The sequence below is a fragment of the Pseudonocardia sp. KRD291 genome, assembly GCF_019263595.1.
Lineage (GTDB): Bacteria > Actinomycetota > Actinomycetes > Mycobacteriales > Pseudonocardiaceae > Pseudonocardia.
Genome location: NZ_JADQDD010000127.1, coordinates 1 through 16,401 on the forward strand (window position 1 = coordinate 1; position 16,401 = coordinate 16,401).

General features: G+C 73.2%; 16 protein-coding genes and 1 tRNA gene. 9 read left to right on the forward strand and 8 right to left on the reverse strand.

Going from position 1 to position 16,401, the window contains the following annotated elements:
- Together I4I78_RS18070 and I4I78_RS18075 are read right to left on the reverse strand one after the other, a co-directional pair.
- Window positions 1-1,119: AfsR/SARP family transcriptional regulator (locus tag I4I78_RS18070; RefSeq protein WP_218612524.1), on the reverse strand; the 1,119-nt coding region annotated here is incomplete at its 3' end.
- Window positions 1,120-1,196: 77 nt separating this feature from the next.
- Window positions 1,197-2,027: an LLM class F420-dependent oxidoreductase gene (locus tag I4I78_RS18075; RefSeq protein WP_218612525.1), complete on the reverse strand. Its 831-nt coding sequence runs from the start codon at window positions 2,025-2,027 to the stop codon at window positions 1,197-1,199.
- A 261-nt stretch (window positions 2,028-2,288) separates the two neighbouring features.
- Here I4I78_RS18075 and I4I78_RS18080 point away from each other — a divergent pair, with 261 nt between their 5' ends.
- Window positions 2,289-2,765, forward strand: coding sequence for a L,D-transpeptidase (locus tag I4I78_RS18080; protein WP_308252199.1), 477 nt, complete (start codon window positions 2,289-2,291; stop codon window positions 2,763-2,765).
- 16 nt (window positions 2,766-2,781) lie between these two features.
- Here the strand turns inward: I4I78_RS18080 and I4I78_RS18085 are convergent, their stop codons facing one another.
- The gene (locus I4I78_RS18085) at window positions 2,782-4,155 is read right to left on the reverse strand and encodes a dipeptidase (RefSeq protein ID WP_218612526.1); all 1,374 of its coding nucleotides are present in this window, start codon (window positions 4,153-4,155) and stop codon (window positions 2,782-2,784) included.
- 226 nt (window positions 4,156-4,381) lie between these two features.
- Between I4I78_RS18085 and I4I78_RS18090 the strand changes: the two genes are divergently transcribed.
- On the forward strand, window positions 4,382-6,115 hold the full coding sequence (locus I4I78_RS18090; RefSeq protein ID WP_218612527.1) for a fatty acyl-AMP ligase: 1,734 nt from the start codon (window positions 4,382-4,384) through the stop codon (window positions 6,113-6,115).
- 34 nt (window positions 6,116-6,149) lie between these two features.
- On the opposite strand, the gene pth is transcribed toward I4I78_RS18090, so the two are convergent.
- The 4 genes from pth to glmU form a co-directional block, all read right to left on the reverse strand.
- On the reverse strand, window positions 6,150-6,740 hold the full coding sequence (pth, locus tag I4I78_RS18095; RefSeq protein WP_218612528.1) for an aminoacyl-tRNA hydrolase: 591 nt from the start codon (window positions 6,738-6,740) through the stop codon (window positions 6,150-6,152).
- Window positions 6,740-7,465, reverse strand: coding sequence for a 50S ribosomal protein L25/general stress protein Ctc (locus tag I4I78_RS18100; RefSeq protein WP_218612529.1), 726 nt, complete (start codon window positions 7,463-7,465; stop codon window positions 6,740-6,742). Before I4I78_RS18100 ends, pth begins: the two co-directional genes overlap by 1 nt.
- Window positions 7,466-7,747: 282 nt before the next feature.
- Window positions 7,748-8,728, reverse strand: a complete 981-nt coding sequence (locus I4I78_RS18105) for a ribose-phosphate diphosphokinase (protein WP_218612530.1) — start codon at window positions 8,726-8,728, stop codon at window positions 7,748-7,750.
- The gene (gene glmU, locus I4I78_RS18110) at window positions 8,725-10,350 is read right to left on the reverse strand and encodes a bifunctional UDP-N-acetylglucosamine diphosphorylase/glucosamine-1-phosphate N-acetyltransferase GlmU (protein WP_218612531.1); all 1,626 of its coding nucleotides are present in this window, start codon (window positions 10,348-10,350) and stop codon (window positions 8,725-8,727) included. The genes I4I78_RS18105 and glmU overlap by 4 nt, the downstream gene beginning before the upstream one ends.
- A 300-nt stretch (window positions 10,351-10,650) precedes the next feature.
- Between glmU and I4I78_RS18115 the strand changes: the two genes are divergently transcribed.
- Both I4I78_RS18115 and I4I78_RS18120 read left to right on the forward strand, forming a co-directional pair.
- The gene (locus I4I78_RS18115; protein WP_218612532.1) at window positions 10,651-11,136 is read left to right on the forward strand and encodes a L,D-transpeptidase; all 486 of its coding nucleotides are present in this window, start codon (window positions 10,651-10,653) and stop codon (window positions 11,134-11,136) included.
- A gap of 163 nt (window positions 11,137-11,299) precedes the next feature.
- Window positions 11,300-11,737, forward strand: a complete 438-nt coding sequence (locus tag I4I78_RS18120) for an OsmC family protein (RefSeq protein WP_218612533.1) — start codon at window positions 11,300-11,302, stop codon at window positions 11,735-11,737.
- 99 nt (window positions 11,738-11,836) lie between these two features.
- On the opposite strand, the gene I4I78_RS18125 is transcribed toward I4I78_RS18120, so the two are convergent.
- Window positions 11,837-11,907: transfer RNA gene (locus I4I78_RS18125), tRNA-Gln, on the reverse strand.
- 207 nt (window positions 11,908-12,114) lie between these two features.
- On the opposite strand from I4I78_RS18125, the gene I4I78_RS18130 reads away from it, so the two are divergent.
- The 5 genes from I4I78_RS18130 to I4I78_RS18150 all read left to right on the forward strand — a co-directional run.
- Window positions 12,115-13,407, forward strand: a complete 1,293-nt coding sequence (locus I4I78_RS18130; protein ID WP_218612534.1) for a class I SAM-dependent methyltransferase — start codon at window positions 12,115-12,117, stop codon at window positions 13,405-13,407.
- A 1-nt stretch (window position 13,408) separates the two neighbouring features.
- Window positions 13,409-14,239 carry a sugar phosphate nucleotidyltransferase gene (locus I4I78_RS18135; protein ID WP_218612535.1) on the forward strand — a complete coding sequence of 277 codons (831 nt, stop codon included), beginning with the start codon at window positions 13,409-13,411 and terminating at the stop codon, window positions 14,237-14,239.
- Between the two features lie 88 nt (window positions 14,240-14,327).
- Window positions 14,328-15,020: a PIG-L deacetylase family protein gene (locus tag I4I78_RS18140; RefSeq protein ID WP_218612536.1), complete on the forward strand. Its 693-nt coding sequence runs from the start codon at window positions 14,328-14,330 to the stop codon at window positions 15,018-15,020.
- Between the two features lie 68 nt (window positions 15,021-15,088).
- On the forward strand, window positions 15,089-16,126 hold the full coding sequence (locus I4I78_RS18145) for an NAD(P)-dependent oxidoreductase (RefSeq protein WP_218612537.1): 1,038 nt from the start codon (window positions 15,089-15,091) through the stop codon (window positions 16,124-16,126).
- An 80-nt stretch (window positions 16,127-16,206) separates the two neighbouring features.
- On the forward strand, window positions 16,207-16,401 hold a 195-nt coding region (locus I4I78_RS18150), incomplete at its 3' end, for a DUF2277 domain-containing protein (RefSeq protein WP_218612539.1).

Below are 16,401 nucleotides of genomic sequence, written 5' to 3' on the forward strand. Positions count from 1 at the left end.
GGTGAGCGGGGCCAGCTCCGCGACCGCGACGACGCCCCGCATCGGCCCGGTCACCTCCGCGCTCAGCCGGGTCTTGCCCGCCCCGCCCGGGCCGGTCACGGTGACCAGCCGGGAGCCGGCGAGCAGCTCGCGCACGCGTGCGACGTCGTCGTCGCGCCCGACGAACGTGGTCAGCGCGGGGCCGCGCCGGGGCGGGGCGCCGGGCCACGACGGGCCTGCCGCCGGAGGGGAACCGTTGCGTCCGGCGGTGGGGGCCGCGCCCGGAGCCGGTGCCGCGGGCGCCGGGACGGCAGGCCGGACGAGGGCGGACGCCGACGAGGTCCGGTGCCCGTTCGTCGCGGCGGCCGGTGCCGGGGCCCGCGGCGCCACCTCGTACTCGCCGCGCAGGACGGCCGTCCGGGTCCGGGCCAGGTCCGGGCCGGGGTCCATCCCGAGGGACTCGGCCAGCGCGTCGCGGGTGCGGTCCAGCACGTCGAGCGCATCCGCCTGACGGCCGCCGGCGAGCAGGCTCCACGCCAGGGCCACGGCCGCGCTCTCCCGCAGCGGCTGCTCGTCGAGCAGCGCTCTGAGCGCGTCGCGCCCGGTGGCCGGGTCGCCGGCGTCGCGCCCGCGGGCGGCCAGCTGCTCGACGGCGTCGGCGCGGGTGCCGGCCAGGCGGGCGGCGGCGGCCTCGGCGAACGGCACGTCGCGGACATCGGCGAGCGCGAGGCCGCGCCAGAGGCCCAGCGCGTCGTGCAGCAGCTCGCACGCCCGTCGCGGGTCGGGCTCGTCGGCGGCGGCGCGGCGCAGGGTGGCGAAGCGCAGCGCGTCGACGTCGTCGGGGGCGACGGCGAGCCGGTAGCCGCCGGGCGCGGTCCGGACCAGGTCGGTGCCCAGTGCCCGGCGCAGCCGCGACACCAGTGCCTGCAGGGCGTTGCCCACGCCGTCCGGCGGCTGGCCGCCCCACAACGCGTCGACCAGTACCGAGGTGCCGACGGGGTGGCCCGGGTCGAGGGCCAGCCGGGCGAGCAGGCCACGCAGCCGCGGACCGGCCGGGGCCAGCTCGGCCCGGGTGCCGTCGTCGCTGCGGGCGCCGTCGGTGCGGTACGCGGTCACCGCACCGAGCACCCCGATCTGCACGGCGCCATTCTGCACCGGCCGGGCCCGGCTGCCGAGCCGGTTCCTCCCCTCGCGGCCCGGGTGGCGCCGGAGGGTCGTCAGCCGGCCTTGGCCGCGGCCTCGGCGAGGTCGTCGAGGGCGGAGAGCGTCTCGTCCTCGGGCAGCGTGCCCAGCATGAACGTCACGCGCTCGACCCCGGCGTCGGCGTAGGCACGGATCGCGTCCTGGTCGGTGCCCAGCCCGAACACGGTGAACGGCACGTCGGTGCGGCCCTGGTCGGCGAGCCAGGACCGGACCCGGTGGATCTCGTCGACCGGGGTGTGGGCGCGGGGGAGCCACGCGTCGCCGTGCGTGGCCAGCCGGTTCAGCGCCGCCTCGCTCTCGCCGCCGAGGTAGATCGGCGGGTGCGGGTCCTGCACGGGCTTCGGCCAGCAGAACGTCGGGCCGAAGTCCACGTGCTCGCCGTGGAACTCGGCCTCGTCCTCGGTCCACAGCTCCTTGAGCGCGCCGAGCTGCTCGGTCATCAGCGGGCCACGCTTGCGCGGATCCACGCCGTGGTCGCGCATCTCCTCGCGGTTCCAGCCGACGCCGACCCCGAACTGCATCCGGCCGTTCGAGAGCAGGTCCAGGCTGGCGACCTGCTTCGCGGTGTGGATCACATCGCGCTGCGGGAGCAACGCGATACCGGTGCCCAGCAGAAGGTTCTCGGTCACGGCGCCCATCTCGGTGAGCGCCACGAACGGGTCGAGCGTCCGGTAGTAGACCCGCGGCAGATCACCGCCACCCGGGTACGGGCTCTCCCGGCTGGCCGGGATGTGCGAGTGCTCGGCCAGGAACACCGAGTCGAAGCCCCGCTCCTCCAGCGCACGGCCCAGCGGGGCCGGTCGAATTCCCTCGTCGGTCACGAATGTCGCTACTCCGAACTTCACGACGACGGACTACCCCGTCTGCGGCGGCGCCATACCCCGGCCGGGTGCAACCACGCCGACCACGGCGGTCCTTCCGGTCCGGAAACGCCGATGCGGGCCGCTGAGCTGCGACGACGCCGGTGGTGCCACACCCTCGCCGTGTGGCCCCGACGGGTGACGGGTAACCGCTCGGAAGCGGATCCGGCGCACCGCGCCGCCCGCACCCGACCCCGCGCGGGCCGACCGGCCCGACGAACCCCGTTCCGCAAGGGAGCACCACCCGTGACCCTCACCCGCCGCCTCGCGCTGCTGGGCAGCGCCGCGCTGACCGCGGGCGTGACCGCACTCGGATCCGCCGGCATGGCCACGGCCGCACCGGCCGCCCCGGCGCCGGCACCGGCGTCACCGACCCCGTGCGCGGTGACGGCGAAGGCGTGCGTCGACCTGTCCGCGAAGCGGGCCTGGCTGACCGACGGTGCCGGGCACCTCACCCGCGGACCGGTCCCGGCCCGCGGTGGGCGCGACGACTCGGCGACCCCGGTCGGCACGTTCGGTGTGCTCTGGAAGGACGCCGACCACCGCAGCCGCCAGTTCGACAACGCGCCGATGCCGCACTCGGTGTTCTTCGCGCCGGGTATCGCGTTCCACGCCGGTGACGCGGCGCGGACGTCGAACGGCTGCATCCACCTCGGCCCCTCCGCGGCGGCCGCCTTCTACGAGGCCCTGCAGCCCGGTGACCCGGTGCAGGTCATCGCCTGACCGGGTGCGGGCGTGCTCACCCGGCGAGGTGCGCCAGCAGCAGTGCCTCGCCCAGCACCCCGCGGCCGAACATTCCCAGGTGCAGGCTCTCGTCGATGCCGTGCCAGCGGCTGGCCGGGTCGCCGACGCCGGTGACCAGCACCGCAGCGCCCGGGAACGTCCGCGCGAACTCGGCGATGAACGGGATCGAGCCACCGATCCCCATCTCGACGCTCGGGGCGCCGTAGGCCGAGGAGAAGGCCCGGCGTGCGGCGTCGTAGACCGGTCCGGTGGCCTCCAGGCTGAACGGCTCCGCGATCCCGGCGCCGGACGACGTCGTGACGTGCGCGCCCCACGGGACGTGCGCCTCGAGGTGCTCGGCCAGGGCGCGCTGGGCGGCCTTCGCGTCCTCGCCGGGCGCGAGCCGCATGCTGACCATCGCCCGGGCGCGCGGGAGCAGGACGTTCGACGACTCCTCGACCCGCGGCGCGTCGATGCCCAGCACCGCGATCGCCGGCTTGTGGGTGACCCGCTCCGGGATCGTCCCGGTGCCGATCAGCTCGACGCCGTCGAGCAACCCGACGTCGGCGCGGAACGTGGCCTCGTCGAAGTCCGGTGCGTCCGAGACGGCGGTGCTCAGGCCGGGCACGGCGACCTCGCCCTTGTCGTCGTGCAGCGAGGCCAGCGTGCGGCACAGCGCGGTGAGGGCGTCGCCGACCGGCCCGCCGTAGATCCCGGAGTGCACGGGGCTCTCGAGCATCGACACCTCCACGACGACGTCGACGAGCCCGCGCAGCGTGGTGGTCAGCGCCGGGACGTCGACCGAGGGGTTGCCGGCGTCGGCGATCACGATGACGTCCGCGGCGAGCAGTTCGTGGTGCTCGGCCAGCAACGCGGTCAGTGTCGGCGACCCGGACTCCTCCTCGCCCTCGATGAACAGCGTGACCCCGACCGGCGGCTTCCCGTCGTAGGCCCGGAGCACGGCCAGGTGGGTCATCACGCCGGCCTTGTCGTCGGCGGCGCCGCGGCCGTAGAGGCGCCCGTCGCGCTCGGTCGGCTCGAACGGCGCCGACGTCCAGTTCTCGTCGCCGCCGGTCGGCTGCACGTCGTGGTGGGCGTAGAGCATCACGGCGGGCATCCCGGGCGGGGCCGGCCAGTGCGCGACGACGGCCGGTGCGCCCCCGTTCGCGGACAGGACCTGCACCGACTCCGCGCCGGCGTCGCGGGCCAGCGCGGCGACGGCGTCGGCGCTGCGCCGGGTGTCCTCGGCGTGCGCCGGGTCGGCCCAGATGCTGGGGATGCGCACCAGCGACTCGAGGTCGGCGCGGGCCCCGGGCAGGACGCGCGTGACGGCGTCGGCGAGGGCTGCGGGCGGGGCGGACGGCGTCTGCGGCTGTGACGGCTGGGACACGCCGACGGATGCTACGCCCGCCCGGTGACCTCGCCCCGGCACACCGACGGCGGGCAGACGGCGAACACGGACCGGCGAGGCCGCACCCCCACCTCGCACAGGCTGCGGTGTCCTCGCACAGGTCCGAACCTGTGCGAGGACACCCGGAGGTCTGCGAGGTGACCCGGGGAGTCGATCTGTCCGTTTTCGCGGCGGGGGAGGTGGGTGCGTCGCTAGGCTGCGAAGCATGTCCCGCTTCCTGGCAATGATGCTGGAGTCCGCGGCCGGGTCCGGCCCGGCGACCGCCCCACCGGCCGGCGGGGCGCGCCGCGGCGACGCACCGGAGGGGGACCGGAGCAGCCGGGGCATGACCACCGGCGAGCCGCACGAGCCCCTGCACCGTTCCTGGGCCGAGATCCACCGGGTCGCCCGCGGCCGGGCGGACGCGCTGCGCCGCGGCGGCGACGGTGTGGAGGGGCTGGCCCCCGGTGGCGCGGTGGGCGTGCTGGCCGGTGAGCCGGCCGCGATCGCGCCGGTCGCGCAGGCGGTGTGGCTCTGCGGCGGCAGCGTCACGATGCTGCACCAGCCCACCCCGCGCACCGACCTGGCCGTCTGGGCGGTGGACACGATCGAGGTGCTGCGCATGATCGATGCGCGGATGGTGCTGCTCGGTCCGCCGTTCGACGCGCTCGCACCGGTGCTGGCGGAGAAGGGCGTCGCGTTCCGCACGATCGACTCGCTCGGGGGCGACCCGGACGCGTTCACCCCCGACGCCGCCGTCGCCGGCGAGGACGACACGGCGCTGCTGCAGCTGACCAGCGGGTCCACCGCGACCCCGAAGGCCGTCCGGATCACCCACGCCAACCTGCACGCCAACATCGCCGGGATGGTCGAGGCCGCGAAGCTCGACATCGAGCGGGACCGGATGGTGTCCTGGCTGCCGCTGTTCCACGACATGGGGATGGTCGGGTTCCTGACCGTCCCGATGACGGTCGGGCTGGACCTGGTCTCGGTCACCCCGACCGAGTTCCTCGGCCGCCCGCGGCTGTGGGCGGAGCTGATCAGCAAGTACTCCGGCACCGTCACCGCCGCCCCGAACTTCGCCTACGCCGTGCTGGCCCGCCAGCTCGCCCGCGTCGACGACGGCGAGCTGGACCTGTCGTCGCTGCGGATCGCGCTCAACGGCGCCGAGCCGATCGACCCGGTGGCGGTCACCGCGTTCACCGACGCGGGCGCGCGCTTCGGTCTGCGTCCGGAGTCGGTGCTGTGCGCCTACGGCATGGCCGAGACCGCGCTCGGGGTGTCGTTCGCACCGGTGGAGACCGGCCTGAGCACCGACGTCGTCGACGCCGAGGCCCTGGAGCTGCACCGCAGCGCCACCCCCGCGACCGACGGGCCGTCGCGCGGCTTCCCGGAGCTCGGCCCGCCGTTGCCCGGGATCGAGGTCCGGGTCGTCGACGGCGAGGGCGCGGTACGCGGGACGCGGGGGGTCGGGGTGCTCCAGCTGCGCGGCGAGGCCGTCACACCCGGCTACCTGACCGTCGACGGGCCGGTCGCCACCCGCGACGCCGACGGCTGGTTCGACACCGGCGACGAGGGCTACCTGACCGAGGCCGGCGCCGTCGTCGTCTGCGGCCGTCGCAAGGACGTGATCATCATGGGTGGGCGCAACATCTACCCGACCGACATCGAGCGCGCGGCGGGCGAGGCCGACGGGGTGCGGGCCGGCAACGTCGTCGCCGTCCGCCTGGCCGCGGGCCCGGACCGGCACCGCGAGTCGTTCGCGGTCGCGGTCGAGGCCCGGGAGTCGGAGAACGCCGACGTCGTGAAGAAGATCCGCGCCGAGGTCGTGTCCCGGGTGGTGTCCGCGGTCGGGGTGCGCCCCGCCGAGGTCGCCGTCCTCGCGCCCGGCAGCCTGCCGAAGACCCCGTCGGGCAAGCTCCGTCGCGCCGCCACCGGCGACCTCCTGACGACCCCCTGAGCCGCCGACCCCGCCGCCGGGTGGTGGCGGGGTGTCAGCCGGATAGGGCGTGGAAGCGGTTCTGGGCTGGTTCCAGACCGTCCTGCAGGAGCGCTTCCGCGGCGTCGGCGGCCAGGTCGACCGCGAACTCCAGCTCCTTGCGTTCGGCGCCTGCGAAGCGCTTGAGCACGTAGTCCGCCGGGTCCTGCCGGCCCGGCGGTCGGCCGATGCCGAACCGGACCCGCAGGTAGTCCTTCGTCCCGAGCGAGCGGCTGATCGAGCGCAGGCCGTTGTGCCCGCCCTCGCCGCCGCCGCGCTTGAGCCGGATCACGCCGAAGGCGAGGTCCAGGTCGTCGTGCACGACCACGACCTCCTCGGCCGGCACCGAGAAGTAGTTGACCAGCCCGGCCACCGGCCCGCCGGAGACGTTCATGTACGTCCGCGGCTTGGCCAGCGTCACCGGGCGGCCGACCAGCCGTCCCTGCGCCACGTCGGAGTTCGAGCGCTTGTGCGAGGAGAACCGGGCGCCGGCCCGCGTCGCCAGGAGCTCGGCGACCGCGAAGCCGACGTTGTGCCGGGTCTCGGCGTACTCGGGACCGGGGTTGCCGAGCCCGACGACCAGCGCGGGGCCGGCAACCATGGTCATCAGCTCTCGGAGGAGCCGGACTCGTCGTCCGAGGAACCGGAGCCCTCGGAGGACGACGCGTCGGCGGACTCGCCCGTCGCGGCCTCGGCCGCCTCGGCGGCCTCCTCCTCGTCGGAGGCGTCCTCGACGACGCCCGCACCCTCGGTATCGATCTCGGCCTCGAGCTCTTCCTCGGTCGGCGCCGCGATGACCTGCAGGACCAGGTACTCCGGGTCGGTGCGCAGCTCGACGCCGCCGGGCAGCCGCAGCTCGCCGGCCATGTACTGGGTGCCGATCTCGGCGCCCTCGACGGAGACCTCGATGTTCTCCGGGATGTTGAGCACGTCCGCCTCGACCAGGACGGTGTTGAGGTCCTGGCTGATCAGCGAGCCCGGCTCGGCGTCGCCGGTGACGATGACGTCGAGCTCGACCTCGACCTTCTCGCCGCGCTTGATGACCAGCAGGTCGACGTGCTCGATGTAGGGGCGCAGCGGGTGCACGACCACGGTCTTGGTCAGCGCGAGCTGCGCCGGGCCGGACACGCCCGGCACGTCGAGCTCGAGCACGGCGTTACGGCCCTGGTCGCGGACGACGGCGGCGAACTCCAGCGACGGCAGCGAGAGGTGCTGCGGGTCGGTGCCGTGCCCGTAGAGGACGGCGGGGATCTTGCCCGCGCGGCGGGTGCGACGGGCGGCGCCCTTGCCGAACTCGGTCCGGGTCTCGGCGGCGATACGGGTCTGGGCCACGGGAACTGCTCCTCAGTCATTCTTGGAAGTCTGCGACGAACGCGCAGCGAGACGAGGAGCCGACCGGAGTCGGCCCACGTCGATCACGGCGGGTCCGCGTTGCACCCGCCCTCGCCGCGGAAGTGACGACCAGAGTACGCGGGGGCATCCGGGCGGCCGGTCGCGGGTGGTCCCACTTCCCGAACCCCCATCCCCAGGTGGGACGCACCCCTTGCCGGAATGCACGAAAGCCCCGTTCGTCCGGGTCGGCCGGACGAACGGGGCTCTCGTACGCGGGTGGGGTTACGCGTTGCCGTCGAACAGGCTGGTGACCGAACCGTCCTCGAAGACCTGGTGGATGGCCTCGGCCAGCAGCGGCGCGATGGGCAGCACCGTCATGTTCGCGAAGCGCTTCTCCTGCGGGATCGGCAGCGTGTCGGTGAAGATCACCTCGTCGGCGCCGCAGTTGGCCAGCCGTTCCGGGGCCGGGCCGGAGAGCACGCCGTGCGTCGCCGCGACGATCACGCTGGCCGCGCCCTCCTTCTGCAGCACCTCGACGGCCTTGGCCACCGTGCCGCCGGTGTCGATCATGTCGTCGATCACGACGCAGGTGCGGCCCTCGATGTCACCGACGACCCGGTTCGCCACGGCCTCGTTCGGCTTGCGCGGGTCGCGGGTCTTGTGGATGAACGCCAGCGGCGTCCCGCCGAGGGTCTCCGACCAGCGCTCGGCCAGTCGCACCCGCCCGGAGTCCGGGGAGACGACCGCGAAGTTCGTGTCCGGCCGGGTCGACTTGATGTAGTCGGCGAGCACCGGCAGCGCGAACAGGTGGTCCACCGGGCCGTCGAAGAAGCCCTGGATCTGCGCGGTGTGCAGGTCCACGGTGAGGATCCGGTCCGCGCCGGCGACCTTGAACATGTCGGCGATCAGGCGGGCCGAGATGGGCTCGCGGCCGCGGTGCTTCTTGTCCTGGCGGGCGTAGCCCCAGAACGGCATCACGACGGTGATCCGCTTGGCCGACCCGCGCTTGAGCGCGTCGACCATGATCAGGTGCTCCATCAGTGCGTCGTTGATCGGAGCGGAGTGCGACTGCAGGACGAACGCGTCGCTGCCGCGCACGGACTCCTCGAAGCGGACGAAGATCTCGCCGTTGGCGAAGGAGTACGCCGACTGCGGCGTGACGGTGACGTCGAGCTCCTTGGCCACGTGCTCGGCCAGCTCCAGATGGGCTCGGCCGGAGAACAGCATCATGTTCTTCTTCGGCGTGGCTGAGATCGCGCTCACCGTGTCGTGCCTCCTCGGCGGGTGTCGCCGGACGGTGCCGCGCCGTGCACGGGATCGTCCCCGTGCGGCTCGGCCCCGTTGCCGGTGGTCGGGACGGCGCCCGCGCCGTTGCGCGCGGACGGGGAATGGGGGGTGGCCCGCTGTGCGGCCTCGGCCGCCGCGGTACCGGGTCGCTTGCGCACGACCCAGTCGGAGATGGTGCGCTGCGGGCCGCCGGAGACGGCCAGCGCGCCCGGTGGGACGTCGTCGCGCAGCACGGTCCCGGCGCCGGTGTAGGCGCCGTCGCCGACCCGGACCGGCGCGATGAACATGGTGTCCGAGCCGGTCCGCACGTGCGAGCCGACGACCGTGCGCTGCTTGCGCACGCCGTCGTAGTTGACGAACACCGACGCGGCGCCGATGTTGCTCATCTCGCCGATCGTGGCGTCGCCGACGTAGGTCAGGTGCGGCACCTTCGTGCCCGCGCCGATGTCGGAGTTCTTCACCTCGACGAACGTGCCGATCTTGCCCTTGGCGCCGAGGCGGGCGTCCGGTCGCAGGTAGGCGAACGGCCCGACCGAGGCGCCCGCGCCGATCGCCGAGCGCGACCCGTGGGTGCGGATCACGACCGCGTCGGCGCCGATCTCGCAGTCGGTCAGCGTGGTGTCCGGGCCGATCTGCGCGCCGTCGCCGACGAGGGTGTGCCCGTGCAGCTGCGTGCCCGGGTGCAGGACGACGTCGACTCCGAGGGAGACCTGGACGTCCACCCAGGTCGTCGCCGGGTCGATGACGGTCACCCCGGCGAGCATCGCGCGCCGCAGTACCCGGTGGTTGAGCTCGGCGCGCACCTCGGCGAGCTGCACGCGGTCGTTGACGCCGCGCAGCAGCCACTCGTCGGTGCAGCGCACGGTGCGGACCACCCGCCCGGCGTCGACGGCGGCCGCGACCAGGTCGGTGAGGTAGAGCTCCTGCTGCTCGTTGTGCGTCCCCAGCCCGGCCAGCCCGGCGGTGAGGAACTCGGCGTCGAACGCGTAGACCCCGGAGTTGATCTCGGTGATGGCGCGCTGCTCGGGGGTGGCGTCGCGGTGCTCGACGATGCCGCGCACGCCGCTGTCGGCGTCGCGCAGGATCCGGCCGTACCCGTTCGGGTCGGCGAGGTCGGTGGTCACCAGCGTGACCGCGGCCGAGGAGGACTCGTGCACCTCGACCAGCGCGGCCAGCGTCGGGGTGTCGAGCAGCGGGACGTCGCCGTAGGTGACCAGGACGGTGCCGCGCAGCCCTTCGGGCAGGGCGGTCATCCCGCATCGCACGGCGTCCCCGGTGCCCAGGCGCTGTTCCTGCACCGCAGTGAGCACCTCGTGGTCGAGCTCCTCGGCCGTCCCGGCCAGTGCCGCGCGGACCTGCTCGCGCTCGTGGCCGACGACGACCACGAGGTGCTGTGCGTCCAGACCGGCCACCGCGTGCACGGCGTGGCCGAGCAGGCTCCGCCCGCCCATGGTGTGCAGCACCTTCGGCACCGCGGAGCGCATCCGCGAGCCGGCTCCGGCGGCCAGCACGATCGCGGCCGCGGGCCCGCCGTCCGGGGACGGGGGGGTTCCGTCGCGGTCGGGGGTCGTCCCCGCGCGCTCGTGGCCGTCGGGCATGTCGACTCCTGCCTGTCCCGCTCGTGTCACTGCGACGTCGTGTCCTCGTGTACCGGTTGCCTGTGTGTACCGGTTGCCTGTGCCCGCACCCGTCGCGTGACCGGTCGGGTCCGTGCGGGCCGGATCCTACGGGGGTGCCGCGACAGCATCCCCGGGGTGCCGGACGGGTCGGCCCCGTGAACGCACGGTGATCGTGTGTACGACCGTCCGGGTGATCATCGGAATGGGGGCATCCCGGCAGTAACCGACGAGCTCACCGGCTCGTTCGACCTTTCGGTCGAGGTGGCACGAAGGAGACGGATGTTCGGGTGTCAAACGGGGCTTCGCTCCCGGGCGTTCGTGGTCGGCGCGCTGGTCGCGGTGGCGGGTCTGGCCGTGGCCGGAGTGGCGTCGGCGAAGCCGGCCCCGGCCTCGGGCGCGCCCGGCGTCGCCGGCACCCCGTGCACCGCCGAGGCGCGGGCGTGTGTGGACCGGGCCGCGAAGAAGGCGTGGCTGATCACCGACGGGAAGATCGTGCTGGGGCCGCTGCCCGCGTCGTCGGGCGGGCCGGGGCACGAGACCCCGGCCGGCGACTTCACCGTGGAGTGGAAGCACCAGGACCACCGCAGCGCCGAGTTCGACAACGCCCCGATGCCGTGGGCGGTGTTCTTCGCCCACGGCGGCATCGCGTTCCACGAGGGCAACGTGCACACGCCGTCGGCGGGATGCGTGCGTCTCGAGGCCGCTCCGGCGAAGACCTTCTACGACACGCTGCAGGTGGGCAGCCGCGTGGAGGTCCGGGGCTGACCCGGAGGGGTGCGTCGCGGTGGGCGGCCCCGTTCGTCGCCGTGCCCGATCCGTTCGGCGCACGCCGGGGCCGGGGTCGACTACCGGCGGGCCGCAACGGGTTGACCACGGGTGGACGCACCCGGTGTCGCCGACGCCGGTCTCCGACCGCACAGGAGGACACATGCCCACCCGCACCGCTCGCACCGCCTGGAACGGCACGCTCCAGGACGGCTCCGGCCAGGTCGAGCTGAGCAGCAGCAAGGTCGGCACCTACGAGGTCAGCTTCCCCAAGCGCGCCGCCGACGACGCGGGCGGCAACACCAGCCCGGAGGAACTGATCGCCGCGGCCCACTCGGCCTGCTTCGCGATGCAGCTCTCCGCCGACATCGCCGAGGCGGGCGGTACGCCGGAGTCGCTCGAGGTCTCCGCGGACGTCTCGCTCGGGCCGGACACGAACGGCGGCTTCAAGCTGACCGGGATCGTGCTGAAGGTTCGCGGTGAGGTCTCCGGCCTCGACGCCGCGGGCTTCGAGAAGGCCGCGCAGTCGGCCAAGGCCGGGTGCCCGGTCAGCAAGGCCCTGACCGGCGTCGAGATCACGCTCGACGCCGCCCTGGACTGAATCTGCGGCCGGTCCCGACCCGGCCGTACCGGATCCGACGCCGCGCCGACCCGTTCGGCGCGGCGTCGTCGTGTGTGGGGTCGTCGTGTGTGTGGGCTGCTCCGCCGCCAGGATTCGAACCTGGACCATCTGAACCAAAATCAGAGGTGCTGCCTTTACACCACGGCGGACAGACCTTCATCCTGGCACGCTCCCGAACGGCGGGTCGACCGGGACACCGGATGTCCAGGACGGGCGGTAAGTGCCGGTCAGCGCGCCGTCGGTACCTCGAACGGGTTACCTCGACCCCCGGCGACCGGCCGGGTGTGTCGTGTTGACAGACTGCATGCCGTGCTCATCTCGGAACTGTCGCGCGCACCCAGGAACGTGAGGTCGTCATGACTGCGGCCGGGAGCTCGACCACCACCACCACCGCAGAGGCCCCCGCAGCGGGGGCCATCGACCAGACCCTGACCTGCAGGCTCTGCGGGTCGACGGATCTGCGCAGTTTCCTCGACCTGGGCGCCACGCCCCCGTGCGAGCTGTTCCTCACCCCGCAGACCGCCGAGCAGCGCGAGGACACGTTCCCGCTGCACGTGCGTGTCTGCAACGCGTGCCTGCTGGCTCAGCTGCCGGCGCTGATCACGCCGGAGGACACGTTCTCCGAGTACGCGTACTTCTCGTCGTTCTCCACCTCGTGGGTCGAGCACGCGAAGCGCTTCGTCGACGGCGCGGTGGAGAGGGCGGGCCTCGGGCCGGACTCGTTCGTCGTCGAGGTGGCCAGCAACGACGGCTACCTGCTCCAGCACGTCGTGGCCCGCGACATCCGCTGCCTGGGTGTCGAGCCGAGCGTCAACGTCGGCGAGGCCGCGCGGGAGAAGGGCGTCCCGACGCTCACCGCGTTCCTGTCCCCGGAGACCGGGGCGAAGGTCCGCGCCGAGCACGGTCCGGCGGACCTGGTCTGCCTGAACAACGTCTACGCCCACATCCCGGACGTCGTCGGGTTCACCCAGGGCCTGCGCGCGATGGTCGCCGACGACGGCTGGGTCTCGATCGAGATCCAGCACCTGCACACGCTCGTCGAGCGCAGCCAGTTCGACACGATCTACCACGAGCACTTCCAGTACTACACGCTGCTGACCGGCCAGCGGGCGCTCGCCTCCGGCGGGCTGAGCCTGGTCGACGTGGAGCTGCTCGACACCCACGGCGGATCGATCCGGATGTGGGCCCGCCCGAGCGAGGTCGCCGGTGAGCCGTCGGCGAAGGTCGCCGAGGTGCTCGCCGCCGAGGCGGCGGCCGGGCTGGACACCCCGGAGGGCCACGACGGCTTCGCCGAGGCCGTCTCCACGATCCGCGACGACCTGATGTCGTTCCTGATTGACGCGCGTCGCCGGGGCAAGCGGGTCGTCGGCTACGGCGCTCCCGGCAAGGGCAACACGCTGCTGAACTACTGCGGCATCCGCCCGGACCTGCTGGAGTACACGGTGGACCGCAACCCGTACAAGCACGGGCGTCTGACGCCCGGCACCCGGATCCCGATCCACCCGCCGGAGCGGATCGCCGCGGACAAGCCGGACTACGTGCTGGTCCTGCCCTGGAACCTGCGCACCGAGCTCACCGAGCAGCTCTCCTACGTGCGCGAGTGGGGCGGCAAGCTGGTGTTCCCGATTCCCGCACTCGAGGTGGTCTGACGTGAAGGTCGTCCTGTTCTGCGGCGGTTACGGCATGCGGATGCGTGACGGTTCCTCCGACCTGCCCAAGCCGATGCACCCGGTGGGCCCGCGCCCGCTCATCTGGCACGTGATGCGCTACTACGCGCACTTCGGCCACAAGGACTTCGTGCTGTGCCTGGGCTACGGCGCCCGACACATCAAGAACTACTTCCTGAACTACGACGAGACCGAGTCCAACGACTTCACGCTGCACCAGGGCGAGGTCGAGCTGCTCGGCGGCGACATCCAGGACTGGAACATCACGTTCGTGCACACCGGTCTGGACTCGCCGATCGGGGAGCGCCTGCGCCGGGTGAAGGCACTGGTCAAGGACGAGGAGATGTTCCACGCGAACTACGCCGACGTCCTCACCGACGCCCCGCTCGACGAGATGGTCGCCCAGTTCTCGCGCTCCGACGCGGTCGGGCAGCTGATGGCCGTCCCGCCGCAGTCGGCGTTCCACTGCGTCGACGTGACCGAGGACGGCCGCCTGGACTCGATCACGACGCTGCAGGAGATGCCGCTCTGGGAGAACGGCGGCTACCTGATGTTCCGGCCGGAGATCTTCGACCACCTGCAGCCGAACTGCGACCTGATCGGCGACGCCTGCGCCCCGCTGTCCAAGGAGGGCCGGATGACGGCCTACCGGCACCGCGGGTTCTGGCAGCCGGCCGACACGGTCAAGGAGCGCAACGCGCTGGAGGCCGCCTACCAGGGCGGCACCCGGCCGTGGATGCTGTGGGAGGAGCCCGACCGGGACCCGTTGCAGGCCGCGATCGCGGAGATGCAGCGCGACCAGCTGCCGCGCTGACCGTGGCGTCGCGGACGGTCCGTTCGAGGCCGGCCGTCCGGTGGTGCGCGCGGGGGAGTGCACGCCTACGTGGGGGGACACGAGAACCATGCTGAGCCTGCTGCCCGAGCGGCTGGACCGGATGCTGCTGTTCGGCGCGCACTGCGACGACATCGCGATCGGGGCCGGTGGCACGCTGCTGGAGCTGTGCCGCTCGCACCCGGGCGTCTCGGTGACGGCGCTGGTCCTGACCGGTGCCGGGTCGCTGCGCGAGGAGGAGGAGCGGGCCGCGCTGGCCGCGTTCTGCCCCGGCGCGAAGCTCGACGTGGTCGTGATGGACCTGCCCGACGGCCGGGTCCCGCTGCACTGGGAACGGGCCAAGCACGCGCTGGAGGACCTGCGCCAGCGCGGTGAGCCGGACCTGGTGATCGGCCCGTCACCGCACGACGCGCACCAGGACCACCGCACGCTCGCGCAGATGATCCCGACCGCCTACCGGGACCACCTCACGCTCGGCTACGAGATCCTCAAGTGGGAGGGCGACCTGGCCCAGCCCACCGCGTACCTGCCGCTGGCCGAGCCGGTGCTGCGGGAGAAGATCGCGAAGCTGAACGAGCACTACGGCTCGCAGCGCGACCGCACCTGGTTCGACGACGAGACGTTCCGCGGCCTGGCCCGGGTGCGCGGGGTGCAGTGCCACGCGCGCTACGCCGAGGCGTTCCACATCGCCAAGATGACCCTCGGGGCCGCGCCGCTGACCGGCGGCGACCCCGGTGGCCTGGGCACCGGGCCCGCACTCTGAACGACCCGCGTGCGGCATCCCGCACGCGGAACGACCCACGTACGACGATCGACGGAAGGACCTCCACGATGCGGGTACTGCTCACCGGACATCAGGGCTACCTGGGAACGGTGATGGCGCCGATCCTCGCCACCGCCGGGCACGAGGTGACCGGGCTGGACAGCGGGCTGTTCGCCTCCTGCGTGCTCGGCTCGCTGGACCACCCGGACGTCGCCGCCGTCGAGGTCGACGGCCGGGGCGTGGACCTGCGCGACGTGACCGTCGAGCAGCTGGCCGGCTACGACGCCGTCGTGCACATGGCGGCGCTGTCCAACGACCCGCTGGGCTCGCTGGCGCCGGAGATCACCTACGACATCAACCACCACGCGTCGACGCGCCTGGCCCGGCTGTCCAAGGACGCCGGCGTCTCGCGCTTCGTCTACGCCTCCACCTGCTCGGTCTACGGCGCGCAGTCCGGCGACGACCTCGTCGACGAGGACGCCCCGCTCAAGCCGGTCACCCCGTACGCCATCTCCAAGGTGCGCGTCGAGGACGACCTGGCCGAGCTGGCCGACTCCGGGTTCACCCCGGTCTCGATGCGCAACGCGACCGCGTTCGGCTTCTCGCCGCGGCTGCGCGCGGACATCGTGCTGAACAACCTGGTCGGGCACGCGGTGCTGGCCAACGAGGTCAAGGTCCTCTCCGACGGCACGCCGTGGCGTCCGCTGGCGCACGCCGAGGACATCGCGGGCGCCGTCGTCGCGGCCCTGGCGGCACCGGCCGACGTGGTCCGCGCGCGGGCCTACAACGTCGGCACCGAGCGCAACAACCGGACCGTCGCCGAGATCGCGCAGGCCGTCGTCGAGGCCGTGCCCGGCTCGGAGCTCAACATCACCGGCGAGGCCGGCAACGACCCGCGCTCCTACCGGGTCGACTTCGCCCGGGCCCGCAAGGAGATCGGCTTCGAGGCGCAGTGGACGATCCCGGACGGCGCGGCCCAGCTCGCCACCGAGTACCGCTCCCGCGGCCTGACCCGCGACGCGTTCGACAACCGGTTCACCCGCCTGGCCGTGCTCAACGCGCGGCAGAAGGCCGGCGAGCTGAACGAGGCCATGCACGTCATCTGAGCCTCGCTGCTTCACGAACGGGACCCTCGGGCAATAGCGTTGCCCGAGGGTCCCGGTCGTCGATGGAGGGGGAGTACCCGATGTGCCGCAACATCCGGACGCTGCACAACTTCGAGCCGCCGGCCACCGGCGACGAGGTACAGGCGGCGGCACTGCAGTACGTCCGCAAGGTCAGCGGGTCGGCGAAACCGTCGCAGGCCAACGCCGAGGCGTTCGACCGAGCGGTCGCGGCCGTCACCGAGGCCACCCGTGAGCTGCTGGGCGAGCTGGTGACC